A 12,915-nucleotide genomic window follows, 5' to 3' on the forward strand; every position below is an offset into this window, starting at 1 on the left:
CCAAGCCTTGCCGACTGAAGGTTACAACACCAATCACGCAAACGATATGGGGTAAAACCCTATTTCACCTGCGATGCCGCGAAATCCCAATTTACCAGATGGTCCAGGAATGCCTGGACGAAATCTTTGCGGCGGTTCAGGTGGTCGAGATAGTAGGCGTGCTCCCAGACGTCACAGGTCAGGAGCGCGGTTTGCCCGTGCGCGAGAGGCGTATCCGCATTAGACGTCTTGATGATCTTCAGCGTGTCGCCCTCCTGCACCAGCCAAGCCCATCCGCTCCCGAACTGGGTCAGGGCGGCTTCGCTAAAGGCGGCCTTGAAGGCATCGAAACTGCCGAATGTGGCGGTGATTCGCTCCGCCAGCTTACCGGTCGGCGCGCCTCCGCCATTGGGCTTCATGCTCTTCCAGAAGAACGTGTGATTCCAGACCTGGGCGGCGTTGTTGAACAGACCCGCCTGATCCGGTTTGCCCGCCGTCTGCCGAATGATCTCTTCCAGAGGCAAACCGGCCATCTTCGTGTCAGCCGCGAGTGTGTTCAGATTGTCCACATAGGTCTGATAGTGCTTGCCGTAGTGAACGCTCAGCGTCCGCGCCGATAGGTGCGGCTCCAACGCATCCTGCGCGTAGGGCAGCGTCGGCAGTACGAAAGCGGGATCGTCTCCGCCTGCGGCCAGAGTCTTCGCGGGTACCTGCGCATTCGCTGCGAGCAACAGGCCTGTCAACGGAAGCAGGCTCACCATCGCCAACCTACTCTTACTCAAATGCGGATTCATGTGTGGATCTCCTTGTTTGGATTTGATGATACCTAATTACTGCAATGCAATAGTTTAGACACACATTACCCGAGACCTGTTTCGAGACCGGCTAGATCAGTTGCCGGGTCGATCGATCTGGGCGCCCGAGCGTTCCACGAGGCGATGGCGGGTTGGTCGGGGCGATTATGTTCATAGCAGAGCACGCTGACCGATGCGGTGTTTAGTAAAAAATGTTGTGCATGCGCGACGGTCAAGCCGATCCACCGCGCGGCGAGCACGCGGCCAACGTGGCCGTGGGAGAAGAGCGCGACATTGCCATCGAGCGTGCGGAGATGGGCAATCACGCGATCCGCGCGGGCGGACAGTTGAGCGGGCGTCTCTCCGTTGGGCGCGCCATCGCGAAAGAGATTCCAGCGTGGCCGCGATGCGGCTATCTCAGCAGGTGTACGCCCCTCATCATCCCCGTTGTCCCACTCCGCCAGATCCGGCACGATTGTCGGCGGCGGCTTCAGCCCCGCCAGCGCGCACGTCTGTCGCGCACGTTGGAGCGGGCTGGTCAGCACGTGGGTGAATAGGATGTTCCGGAGCCGCAGCCCCACCTCTCGCGCCTCGTCTTCGCCATGGGCGGTCAGTGGAATGTCCGTGCTCCCGGTGTATTGGCCGGAGCGTGACCACGCGGTTTCGCCATGGCGGATGAAGTAGATGTTGAGCGACTGAGGAGCACAACCATATTCACTGGTCTTGCGGTTTGTCATGACGGCTTTGTCGTCAGCCACCCGCGCCGTTGCGGTGGCGATCAATACGCGGGTACTCATGATCGATCGCCCCACTTCCAGTTCCGCACGTCCGGCATGTCCACACCATGCTGGTCGATGTAGCGCGTATGCTCGCTCAGCTTGTCGGTCATCAGCGCGTGCAGCGTTGCGCCTCGATTTCCAAGCGAGCCAACCCGACGAATCGCGTCCTGCACCAAGTGGAAACGGTCCAGATCGTTCAGCACGGTCATGTCGAAAGTGGTGGTGATGGTGCCTTCTTCCTTGTAGCCGCGCACATGGAGCTGTCCGTGGTTCGTGCGGCGATAGGTCAACCGGTGGATCAGCCACGGGTAGCCGTGAAAGGCGAAGAGGATCGGTTTGTCCTTCGTGAACAGGGCGTCGAAGTCCCGATCACTCAGCCCGTGCGGGTGTTCGCTTTCCGGCTGCAGCTTCATCAAGTCCACAATGTTGACCACGCGAATTTTCAGCTCGGGCAGGTGGTTCCGAAGGATGGAAACGGCGGCGAGCGTTTCCAGCGTGGGCACGTCGCCGCAACAGGCCATCACGATGTCCGGTTCTGTTGCCCGAGCGCATCCCGCCCATTCCCAGATCCCGATCCCCCGGGTGCAGTGCTCCACGGCCTCGTCCATCGTTAGCCATTGCGGTGCCTGGTATTTGCCGGCGACCACCACGTTGACGTAGTGGCGGCTCCTGAGGCAATGGTCCCACACCGATAACAGGCAGTTGGCGTCGGGCGGCAGGTACACACGCACGACCGACGCCTTCTTATTGACCACATGATCGATGAAGCCGGGGTCCTGATGCGTAAAGCCGTTATGAGCCTGCTGCCAGACATGCGAGGCGAGCAAGTAATTCAGCGAGGCGATCTTGCGCCGCCAGGGAAGCTCGGCACTGACCTTCAACCACTTGGCATGCTGGTTGAACATCGAATCGATGATGTGGATGAACGCCTCGTAACAGTTGAAGAGGCCATGCCGCCCGGTGAGCAAATAGCCTTCGAGCCAGCCCTCGCATTGATGCTCGCTGAGCATTTCCATCACGCAGCCGTCTGTTGCCAGAAACTCATCATTGTCCCTTGTTCGGGCTTCCCACTGCCGGTTGGTTACCTCAAAAACGCAATTTAACCGGTTGGACAGCGTTTCGTCGGGGCCGAAGATGCGGAAATTCCGTTGCTTGCTGTTGAGGCTCACCACCTCGCGCAGAAACTCCCCCAGTTCGTGCGTGTCGGCGGCTTGAACGGCGCCCGGCGCCGGGACCACTACCGCATAGTCGCGAAAGTCGGGCATCATCAGGTCGCGCAACAGCAGACCGCCGTTCGCGTGAGGATTGGCCCCCATGCGGCGGTCGCCCGTGGGCGCAAGCTCGGCCAGTTCGGGGATAAGACGCCCGCTCTGATCGAAGAGTTCTTCCGGCCGATAGCTCTTCATCCAGTCTTCAAGAAGCTTGAGATGGTCAGGATGCTCCGCATCAATCAGGATGGGGATCTGGTGCGCCCGGAAGGTGCCCTCGATCTGCAGTCCATCGACCTCCTTCGGTCCTGTCCAGCCTTTGGGGGATCTGAGGACGATCATCGGCCAGCGCGGACGGTCGGGTGCCCCGTTTTCCCGTGCGCAGCGTTGAATCTGGCGGATTTCCTGAACGGCTCTGTCCAGGACTTCGGCCATGCGTTGGTGCATGGTTTTGGGATCGTCGCCCTCCACGAAGTAGGGCGTCCAGCCATAGCCGCGGAACAGTTGCTCCAGCTCTTCCGGTTCGATGCGCGCCAGGACAGCCGGATTGGCGATCTTGTAGCCGTTGAGATGCAGGATCGGCAGCACGGCCCCGTCAGTGATCGGGTTGAGGAACTTGTTGGAGTGCCAGGCCGTGGCCAGCGGGCCGGTTTCGGCTTCGCCATCCCCGACTACGCAGGCGACGATCAGTTCCGGATTATCGAACGCGGCGCCGAAGGCATGGCTGAGCGAATAGCCGAGTTCGCCGCCCTCGTGAATCGAGCCCGGGCACTCCGGAGACACATGGCTGGGAATGCCGCCGGGGAACGAAAACTGCTTAAACAGCTTTTGGAGTCCGGCCTCATCCTGGCTGATGTCGGGGTAGATCTCGCTGTAGGTACCCTCCAAATACGTGTTGCCCACCAGCGCCGGACCACCATGGCCGGGGCCGGAGATGTAGATCATGTCCAGATCGTGTTCCGTGATGACCCGGTTGAGGTGCACATAGATGAAATTCTGACCCGGCGTGGTCCCCCAATGGCCGAGCAGCATCGCTTTCACATGGGCGGACTTCAGCGGCTCACGCAGTAGCGGGTTGTCACGCAGATAGAGCTGGCCGACCGAGAGATAGTTCGCCGCGCGCCAATAGGCATCCATCTTGTGGAGCAGGTCGAGCGTCAGCGTATCTGTTTTCATGGTTCAGTTCTCCTTTTTCATCTGACTCGGTTTCATTCTTCTCGCCGGGCGTGGCGCCCAAGTTTGACCATCTCCAGAACGAGCAACGGGATGGCTCCCACGGCGAGCAGCAACAGGCAATCGGTGAATGGCATGTGTGACGTCTTCAGAAAGCGCCCCAGCATCGCGCTGTGTTGGCTCCACACCTGAAGGGTGAAGGAAAGGGCAACCACGAGCATGAGATTGACGTTTGTGAATAGGGAGATGCGCCAGACCGGCTTCGCCGAGCAGGCCGGAGATAACACCGGCCGCGATGAGAATCCAGATCAGGAGGCTCTTGAACTGGCCGAGCACAATCCGAAGCGGGCTGATGGGTTTGCCTTCCTTCAGTTCGTTCGGGCCGCTGGTCGAAAGGCGCTGCGCCGCTTCCTGCGAAGAGAGCCCAACCGCCGCGGACTCAAGCCGGCTCAGCACATCCTCAGCCGACTGGCTGTGCCAAGCTGTGTTCGCCGGCTGTGCGGCGAACCCCTCGCTATCTGCGGGCAGAAGGCTGTAAGTCGTTGGGTCTGCACCAACCGGATTGTTCATGCCTTTCCCTTTGGCTGCTGTTTTGACGACCGTTGCATCAGGTTCTCCATCAATTTGTCGAACGGCTGATTGAACTTCGTGACGCCTTCGTCCTCCAATTGCTGAGTAACCGCATCGAGACTGATTCCGATATCCGACAATCGCTTCAAGATCCGTGCCGCATGGGCAACATCTTTCTCGAGACGGGCTTGCGCGTCTCCATGGTCGCGATAGGCGTCGAACGTTTCGACCGGAGCCGTGTTCACCGTGTCCGGTCCGATGAGGGCCTCAACGTATTTCACGTCGCTGTAATCGGGATTCTTTGTGCCCGTGCTGGCCCAGAGCAACCGCTGAACGTGAGCGCCCTGCGCCGCCAGACTCCTGAACCGGTCGCCGTCGAAGATCTCTTTGAATATCTGATAGGCCATCTTCGCGCTGGCGATTGCGACTTGCCCGAGCGCCTCCTTCGCGACATCTGCCGCTGGGCCGTTTTTCTCGATGATTGGTTTCAGCAGCGGGTCCACTAGCACATCGATACGGCTCACAAAGAAACTGGCCACCGAGGCCACGTGGTTCACCGCTTGCCTTTGGCTCAACCGCGCTTCGATGCCAGCGATGTAGGCTTCCGCCACCTGCCGGTAACGAGACAGCCCAAAGATCAAGGTCACATTGACGTTGATTCCTTCCCCTATCAGTTGCCGGATGGCGGGCAGTCCTTCGACTGTGGCGGGCACTTTGATGAAGACGTTGGGCCGGTTCAGGGCACTCCACAACCGGCGGGCTTCCATCAGCGTGCCAGGAGTGTTATGCGCCAGATGAGGGTTGACCTCCAAGCTGATGTAACCGTCTTTACCGTCGGTCCGGTCATAAAGCGGCCGGAACGCATCGGCGGCGCTTTGAACATCGCGCCGGGTGATCGCTTCATAGATATCCTGAGCGCCCTTCCCTTTAACCGCCAAGTCGCGAATATCCTCGTCGTAATCGTGACTCTCCACAATAGCCTTCTCGAAGATGGCGGGATTGGAGGTCATCCCCCGGAGTCCATCCTCTTCGATCAGACGCCGGAGCTCGCCGCCTGCGATCAGGTCGCGTCGGATGTAGTCCAGCCAAATGGACTGCCCGAGTGTTTCCACGTGTTTTACAGGATTGATCTTCATGGGGTTGCCTCGGTAACACGGTCGTGGAATCAGGCACGGCGTGACTTACGACGGTACGTATGGCCACCACCGCCCCAATGAACAATGTCGACAACACAGGCGGCGATGAAGAGCGCCAGCCATCCGCCGGTCAACGTGTGATTGTTGTTCAGCATGGCCGCGACGTAGGCGAGGGTGGTATACGGCATGAACACAAAGCCCACGAGCGGCCACAACCGGGTTTCAAACGCGCGTTTGAACCAGTCCGTCATCAAGAAAGCGATGACCATCAAAACGCGAGGCACGGCCAAAGCAATAACTACAAGTAGACATCCCATCGCTCTTCTCCGTTATGATATCGTAACAACACATCCCAGCCCCTTCTTTTTCTCAGAAGCCAAGAATAAACGGGCACCCTTTTTAGCAGCACCTATCCTGATGCGCCGTTGATGGCACGCCCGTCTCTGTCGCCGGGGCTACAGGAGAGCGGTCGGCTATACTGTGTCCCCCGCTTCATCCACGGTCTGCTTGGCAATATCCTTTGCTTTCGCCACGAACTTACGAGCGTTGTCCTTGGCTTTCCGGACGCCAGCCTCCGCGCTCTGCTTGACGTGTCCCATGGCCTGATCCATCTGGCCCTTGGCGCGCAATTTGTCGTTGTTGACCAGCGTACCCGCCGCTTCTTCGATTCGGCCCTTCGCTACTTCTATCGATCCATTCATGATTCCCTCTCTTTTCTTGTTTCGAACGTTGGTTCTTTCGTTGGTGACGAGAGCGTACACCATCGGCTGAACACACGGGTATAGGGTGTAACCCTACGCGCGTATCCCCGGCGTGTCGATCAACATGGCGCCACCCTCCAGAACAAGCAACGGGCGTCGGGAGGTGGTAGAAAAACCCTCGGGACGACGCTATGAATCATGGCGGGGCCGCCCGATGCGTGGCACTGCACACACACCCAGTCGCCCACACACGGCAGGTCACTGGCGGACTCGACTGCGAAACGGAACTTGCCCGCGAGCTCCGCAAAGGTGTCGGCCCCTGTGAAAGATATTCTGGACATCTTTACCCGTTTCTGGCACGGTAGCCTCATGCATTCCCTGCTCCCATCCGGTTCCGGGATGATTTCGGCCAATGCGGACCGATGCCAGCCGAAATGTGATTTGTTATCCATAGCCTTTCAAGCCGTGAGGCGGATCGCAGAAACACTGATTGTCTTTGCAGTCGGGGCCGGGAGCGTGAGGACCCTGGCCGCCGGGGAGGATCCCTTTGCGGACGTTGTGGCCGCGCCACAGGTCGTGGTGAACGCCGCCGCCCTGTCGGAACCGCAGTGGACGGATAATCTGCTCCTCCGCAAGGAGGTGTATCTGCTGTTTGCCACGAGTGACGAGACGGACGGCATCATGTCGCGACTGTCGGCGGGGTTTGAGGTGCAGAAGCGATTCTCCACGGCGACGCGCACGCTGGCATCGGTCGACTATCAGGGACGTCTCGTTTACCGGGATCGCATGCGGGATACATCTGTCGACCCGATGGGGCATGACGCATCGCCGTGGGAGTACGAAACGCATAATGCGTATCTTGACTTCTATAACCTGTTTGGCGGCCCCGGTCGCTTCAATCTCCGGTGCGGCTATTTCTATCAGCCTTTTGGCCTCAACCAGCAGACCGATACGCATGGGACGATCCTGCAACTGTCCAATGACCGCCTGTTTGGTTCGGATCGCGACGGTCAGGCGATTCTGTACGGCACGTTGACGGACGATCTGGATTACACCGTCGGCTACCTGCTGGGCGCAGGACCGGATTTCAAGCTGGCGGGTCAGACGGGCATGGGGATCGCACGCGTGGCGCTAAACAGTGATTGGCTCTTCCGCCGCGGACTTGAGGTCGGGATGAGCGTTGCGGCCGGCGAGCGTGTTTCCGAGTACGACCGGATGCGCATGGAATCGTCTGTGACGAACAACCCGGCCATGGCACGACGCGCCGATACCCCGGCGCGCAACGCGATGGCCGGGTCAATGATCGGCAACGACCCCCTGATTACGACCTTCCGCGCGGGTCTGGACGTGCGCAAACGGATGGATTCCACGATCGGCCCCTTTACGCTGACCGGCGAGGCTGCGATGGGCACGGATGACGGCGATCCCATCCTGTCGGGACTGACGCAGGCGGACTGGCTCAATCCCGGGCGGCGCTGGGGCGTGGCGGCACACGTGCAATACTTCCGGCGCGAGGGTTCAGAGGAACACGACCATGCGGAGGAATCGCGGGCAACCTTTGTGCTTACGCGGTACTTCCGAAACGACGTGGGCAATGCGTCCTTGCACTGGGTCGCCCTGGCGGTGGCGCAAGATCTCCAGCCGTCTGACGGTCCAGACGACACGCTGGCCATGGTTCACTATTACCGGTATTGGTGAGCGTGATGACTGCACACATGCTGCTGTTGACAGGGATTCTGGCGTTGGCTCCGATGATGTCGCGCGCGGCGGTCGGATGTACGCTCAGCAATCCGGCGCGAGACCTCCAGTCCCTTTTCCCTGAGATGACCTCGTATCGCGAGGATGTGAAGGAACTGCCGAAGTTCCCGCAGGGGCGGGAGCTGTATGAAGCGCTCCACGCACGCATGGGCGGCGAACTCGATCCGGTCTACGAAGCCTTCGATACGCCTTACACCCTCTATTCGGTCTTCAAAGGCGAGGAACGGATTGGCTACGTCCACGGCGTCAATGTGCCGGGGCGCGGCGGCGTGATCCAGGTCTTTGTGTCAGCCGAGCCCGCCACAGGGGCGATCAGCAAGCTCTTTTTCCAGCGCCTGGAGAGTCCGGGCGGCGCGATCCTGCGGGCCCGGGAGACGCGCGATCAGTTCACCGGACTTTCGCTGGCCGATTTCTACAAGCACGATTATTATGCGGAGGTCGAGCCCGGCAACACGGCCGACAAGATCGCCCGGATCAAGCCGCCGGCCGCGCTGCCCGAGGATGCGAAACCGGATTGGGACGCGACCTTGCGCGGACTTCGCAAGAATCTGATCCTGCTGGACATCTTTGCGTTCGACCGGCGCTATGAACCGTTTTTCAAACGTGCCGAAGAGGCGCGCCAAAAGAAAGGGAACAAACCATGAAACCTATCCGCAGCGTCGCATGGATGCTATTGGCCACAGCCGTCGCGGGCGTGCTGATCGCCGGATGCGGGCGCAAGGCCGGTCACGGAACGCATTTTGGCGAGCCGTTCACATCCGCGCCGGTTGTGACGATTGCGCAACTGCTGGAAACGCCGGAGGCCTTTCAGCGGAAGCCGGTGCGCGTGCAGGGAACCATCGAACGGCAGTGTCCCATGGCGGGGTGCTGGTTCTTCATACACGACGGGCAGGGCCGTTCCATCAAGGTGGAACTTGGCGACTACCTGCCCAAGTTGCCGCAAAACATCGGCAACATCGCCGAGGCTGAAGGCGAGTTGATCAAAAAAGGGGCTGCCTACGAATTCATCGGCACACGCGTAACGTTCACAAAAAAGGACGCTCCATGACGTTCACGGCTTTCGCATGGAAAAATCTGGTCCGCCGTCCGGTGCGCACGGCGTTGACGGCGGGCGGGGTTGCGCTGGCTGTCGCGGTGTCGGTGAGTCTGGGCGGGTTCAATCTGGGCTACAAGCGGGCCATTGCCGGGAGCATTGAGCAACTCGGTTTTCAGGTGATGGTCATGGCCAAGGGTTGTCCGTATGAGGCGGCGACGATGATGCTCAAGGGCGGCACGGGTTTGCTCTATCTGCCCGAAGATGCACACGCGAAGATCAAGAATGACCCCGATATTGAGGCGATCACTCCGATCTTCATCGGCATCGCCGAAAAACAGGGATCGTCGATCGACGACGCGCCATCAGCCGCATCCTGGACCATCCTGTCGGGTGTGGACGAGGTTTCGTTCCGGGTGATGAAACCCTGGCTGACTTTCAAGCAGGGGCCTGGATATGACGGCGGGCGGTGGTTTTCTGCGGATGCGACCAATGAGGTGGTCATGGGGTTTGAGGCGGCGGAGTACGAGCAGCGCAAGGTGGGCGATGTGTTGTATGCATCCATCACGCCCAATGGCAAAACGGTGCCGGTGATGCATGCCTTCCGGGTGATCGGTGTGCTCGAGCGGAGCGGCTCCCAGGACGACGGCACGGTCTTTCTGCCGCTGAAGACGGCCCAGCAGATTTTTGGGCGCGAGGGGCAACTCACGATCATCGGCATCAAGCTGCGCGAGTTCAACGGCATCCGCATGCGCGAATTTGAGGGGCGATGGATGAGCATTCCCGAGGTGCAGGTGGTGAGCCTGGAGCAGGTGAAAGGCGCGCTGGTGTCGCTCGTCGGCACGGCGCAGACCATGGTGGCGGCGGTGGCCGTGATTGCTGTTATTGTGGCGGTGATTGGCGTGATCAACGCGATTCTGATGAGTGTCTACGAGCGCATGGGCGAGATCGGCATCATGAAGGCCGTCGGTGCGACGCGCATTCAGATCTTCCGGTTGATCTGGACGGAGACCTTGCTGATCTGTCTGGCCGGGGCGGTTGTCGGCTGCCTGCTGGCGGCCATGGGCGCCGGGGCCACGGATGCCGCGCTGCGCCATCTGTTGAACATCGGCGTGACGCAGGGGCTGGTCCGCATCACCCCGGGCCTGCTGGGCGCGGCTGTGTCGGGGTCCGTCATGCTCGGCTTGTTGGCGGGCATCTGGCCGGCGCGCCGCGCGGCGGAATTGCATCCGGTGGAGGCGATTCGCGCCAACGAATAAGGGGGCATCGATGAACGGAGACGTGATTGTCGCGGGACGTGGTCTGTGCCGCTTCTATCTGCGGGGCAGCGAAACGGTGCGTGCGCTCGATGGCGTGGATATCGATGTTCGCCCTGGCGAGTCCGTCTGCATTCTCGGGCCATCCGGTTCGGGAAAAACGACGCTGATCAATTTGCTTTCGGCTTTGGACGCGCCGACCGCCGGCACGCTGACCATCAATGGCCGGCGCGTCGACGGGCTGCCCGAAAACGAGCTGGTGAACATCCGGCGCGGCACCCTGGGGTATGTCTTCCAAAAATTTCATCTGATCCCGACGCTGACCGTGGCCGAGAATGTCGCCCTGCCTCTTTTATTCCTGGGGCGGAAAGCCGATCCAGACGCTCTGGCGCGGGTACTGGATGCGGTGGGCTTGGCTGACCGGGCAACCCATCTTCCAAAAGAACTTTCGGGCGGCCAGATGCAACGGGTGGCCATCGGGCGGGCGCTTGTCACGGGGCCGCGCGTGCTGATCGCCGATGAGCCCACGGGCAACCTGGACAGTCAGACGGGCGGTGCGATCATGGATCTGTTTGTCAAGGCCGTGCGCGAGGAGGGCGTTGCGCTCGTGCTGACCACGCACAACCTGGCGCTTGCGTCCCGATGCGATCACCGTGTCACACTGGAAGACGGACGTGTGAAACAGGGCGCGTGAGGATGCTGCGCGTCCTGTCAGCCCGCCGGTGCAGCAGGTGCCGCACTTTGGGGAGAAGAAAGAAAGGTGTCGCTTGTCATCCTTCAGTTTTCATGCGATACTTGCCCCGCTGCTTGCTTTGGGTCTTTTGTCGCTCGAACAGCGCGCAATTATCCAAACGGGGGGCACTGCTGTCAACGCAATCACAACAGGTTCAACCTGTGTGTTGTATTGGGGTTATACTCAACGCAATCCTAATCGGTCTGTCGGGGGTGCGCGTCCCTCACCCGCCACCGATCAAACCGGGTTTCGGGGCCCGTCCGGGCAGCCATGATGGTTAAATCTCAGGCGATCGCGCTTAAAATCCGCCCCTGGTCTCGCACGTCCCATGTGGTGACTTGGCTGACCCCGGATCACGGTCGGACGGTGACCTCGGTCAAGGGCGCCTGCCGGCCCAAAAGCGCTTTTCTGGGTCAATACGACGTCGGCGCGACCTGCGAGCTGCTCTTCTATGCGCGCGACCGGGGCGGCATCCACGCCATCCGAGAATGCACGCCATCGGAAATCCGCGAACCGCTCCACGCCGATTGGCGCGCGGGAGCGGCAGCTTCCTATTTCTGCGATCTGACCGCCTCGGTCACCGTCCCCATGCAGGAGGCGCAGGCCCTCTTCGCCCTGTTAAGCCAGTCACTCGATGCCCTGTGCGCGCAGACTCCGGGAACCGGACACCTGCTCGCCTTTGAGATCGCCATGCTCGACCGGCTGGGCATTCTCCCCGACCTCGCGCGCTGCCCGGGCTGTCACACCCCGGAACGCGACTGGCTCCGGTTTTCACTCGCCTCGGGCCGGCTGCTCTGCGCCCATGCATCGGCCGCCGCCATCCTGGAACCCTCGATCACCCTCCACCGCGACGTTGTGGCGGCCTTGAGCGGCCACCTGTCTCCGGAATCGGCCCTGCAGCTCCCGCACAGCGGCGACGTTGCGCTGGGCATACGCCGGTTCCTGGGACTGTTCATCCGCTACCACCTCGATCTTCCGCCCGCCGCTCGGCAGGTGACGTTTGACCTGCTCGCCGAACCGCCTGTGTCCGGCGCGACCGCTGACCTGTGAAAGGACTGCCCATGAAACGCATCCCGATGATTTCCACCACGCTCGCTTTGGCGCTCGTCGCCGTCACCCTGGCCACGGGGTGTTCGAACAAGGGGACGCTGGCCGACCCGCAGTCGTTGAAGAACCATCCCGAGAGCCTCGCCGTGATCATCAACGGCTTTGCGGTGACCTGGGAAGCGGTTGATCGCCGCGCCCGGGCCTTTCTTCAGGACGAGAAGACCTTCAACCATCTGGCGTTTGCCCCGGAACAAGAACCCGAGGCGCTCGACCATTTCCGACGCCGCGCCGTGAAGATCGAGGTGATGCGCCAGTTGCTGCTGGAAGAAGCGCGGCAGCAGCGGATCGTGGTGACTGAACAGGACCGCCAGATCGCCCTTGCGCGACTCGTTCCGCTGATGGCCCGGCGGAATTGGACGACGAACGACTTCTTCACCCGTTCTCCGCTGGGGCCGGAACAGACGCGCGCCGAGTTCGAGGAGAGTCTCTACATTGACAAGCTGCTGAATGAGCAGGTGCCTCGAACGGTGTCGGCCACGACGGAAGAGATTGCGGCTGCCACCGCTGAATTGGCGCGCCTCCGTCCCGATGCCCAGCCGAAGCCGGCTGAAATCCGCCAGTTCGTCATCCGAAGCAAGGCCAAACAGGCGGCAAACGACTATTACCGGAAACTCGTCGCAAGCGCCACCATCCAATGCGCCTTCCCGGATCTGGTCTTCGAAGAGGTCATGGCCGCCGAGTAACCAGC

The 12,915-nt window shown here is 60.8% G+C and carries 13 protein-coding genes and 2 pseudogenes; 7 read left to right on the plus strand and 8 right to left on the minus strand.

Features of this window, described 5'->3' with window-relative positions; genetic code table 11:
• Window positions 1–59: 59 nt before the first annotated feature.
• From FJ222_01465 to FJ222_01500, 8 genes and pseudogenes are all read right to left on the minus strand, one after another.
• On the minus strand, window positions 60–740 hold the full coding sequence (locus tag FJ222_01465) for a superoxide dismutase (GenBank protein ID MBM4163103.1): 681 nt from the start codon (window positions 738–740) through the stop codon (window positions 60–62).
• Between the two features lie 98 nt (window positions 741–838).
• On the minus strand, window positions 839–1,510 hold the full coding sequence (locus FJ222_01470) for a histidine phosphatase family protein (protein MBM4163104.1): 672 nt from the start codon (window positions 1,508–1,510) through the stop codon (window positions 839–841).
• Window positions 1,511–1,566: 56 nt separating this feature from the next.
• A complete protein-coding gene (locus FJ222_01475) occupies window positions 1,567–3,936 on the minus strand; it encodes a phosphoketolase family protein (GenBank protein MBM4163105.1) in 2,370 nt (789 codons plus the stop codon).
• Between the two features lie 32 nt (window positions 3,937–3,968).
• The gene (locus FJ222_01480; GenBank protein ID MBM4163106.1) at window positions 3,969–4,154 is read right to left on the minus strand and encodes a hypothetical protein; all 186 of its coding nucleotides are present in this window, start codon (window positions 4,152–4,154) and stop codon (window positions 3,969–3,971) included.
• 40 nt (window positions 4,155–4,194) lie between these two features.
• Window positions 4,195–4,503, minus strand: a pseudogene (locus FJ222_01485) (hypothetical protein).
• Window positions 4,500–5,639: a transaldolase gene (gene tal / locus FJ222_01490; GenBank protein ID MBM4163107.1), complete on the minus strand. Its 1,140-nt coding sequence runs from the start codon at window positions 5,637–5,639 to the stop codon at window positions 4,500–4,502. The pseudogene FJ222_01485 and the gene tal overlap by 4 nt, the downstream one beginning before the upstream one ends.
• A gap of 29 nt (window positions 5,640–5,668) precedes the next feature.
• Window positions 5,669–5,956 (minus strand): hypothetical protein, encoded by a 288-nt coding sequence (locus FJ222_01495; protein ID MBM4163108.1) that lies wholly within the window; start codon window positions 5,954–5,956, stop codon window positions 5,669–5,671.
• A 231-nt stretch (window positions 5,957–6,187) separates the two neighbouring features.
• Window positions 6,188–6,340, minus strand: a pseudogene (locus FJ222_01500) (CsbD family protein).
• 516 nt (window positions 6,341–6,856) lie between these two features.
• On the opposite strand from FJ222_01500, the gene FJ222_01505 reads away from it, so the two are divergent.
• From FJ222_01505 to FJ222_01535, 7 genes are all read left to right on the plus strand, one after another.
• Window positions 6,857–8,038 (plus strand): hypothetical protein, encoded by a 1,182-nt coding sequence (locus tag FJ222_01505; protein ID MBM4163109.1) that lies wholly within the window; start codon window positions 6,857–6,859, stop codon window positions 8,036–8,038.
• A 5-nt stretch (window positions 8,039–8,043) separates the two neighbouring features.
• Window positions 8,044–8,742, plus strand: a complete 699-nt coding sequence (locus FJ222_01510) for a hypothetical protein (GenBank protein MBM4163110.1) — start codon at window positions 8,044–8,046, stop codon at window positions 8,740–8,742.
• Window positions 8,739–9,146, plus strand: coding sequence for a DUF4920 domain-containing protein (locus tag FJ222_01515; GenBank protein ID MBM4163111.1), 408 nt, complete (start codon window positions 8,739–8,741; stop codon window positions 9,144–9,146). The genes FJ222_01510 and FJ222_01515 overlap by 4 nt, the downstream gene beginning before the upstream one ends.
• Window positions 9,143–10,390, plus strand: a complete 1,248-nt coding sequence (locus FJ222_01520) for an ABC transporter permease (GenBank protein MBM4163112.1) — start codon at window positions 9,143–9,145, stop codon at window positions 10,388–10,390. The genes FJ222_01515 and FJ222_01520 overlap by 4 nt, the downstream gene beginning before the upstream one ends.
• A 10-nt stretch (window positions 10,391–10,400) precedes the next feature.
• The gene (locus FJ222_01525; protein ID MBM4163113.1) at window positions 10,401–11,081 is read left to right on the plus strand and encodes an ABC transporter ATP-binding protein; all 681 of its coding nucleotides are present in this window, start codon (window positions 10,401–10,403) and stop codon (window positions 11,079–11,081) included.
• 309 nt (window positions 11,082–11,390) lie between these two features.
• Complete coding sequence (gene recO / locus FJ222_01530) at window positions 11,391–12,170, plus strand: DNA repair protein RecO (protein MBM4163114.1); 780 nt, start codon at window positions 11,391–11,393, stop codon at window positions 12,168–12,170.
• An 11-nt stretch (window positions 12,171–12,181) separates the two neighbouring features.
• Entirely contained in the window at window positions 12,182–12,910 is a 729-nt protein-coding gene (locus tag FJ222_01535; GenBank protein ID MBM4163115.1) for a hypothetical protein, read from the plus strand.
• Window positions 12,911–12,915 lie beyond the last annotated feature (5 nt).

This window comes from Lentisphaerota bacterium (assembly GCA_016873675.1).
In the GTDB taxonomy this organism is placed as follows: domain Bacteria; phylum Verrucomicrobiota; class Kiritimatiellia; order RFP12; family JAAYNR01; genus VGWG01.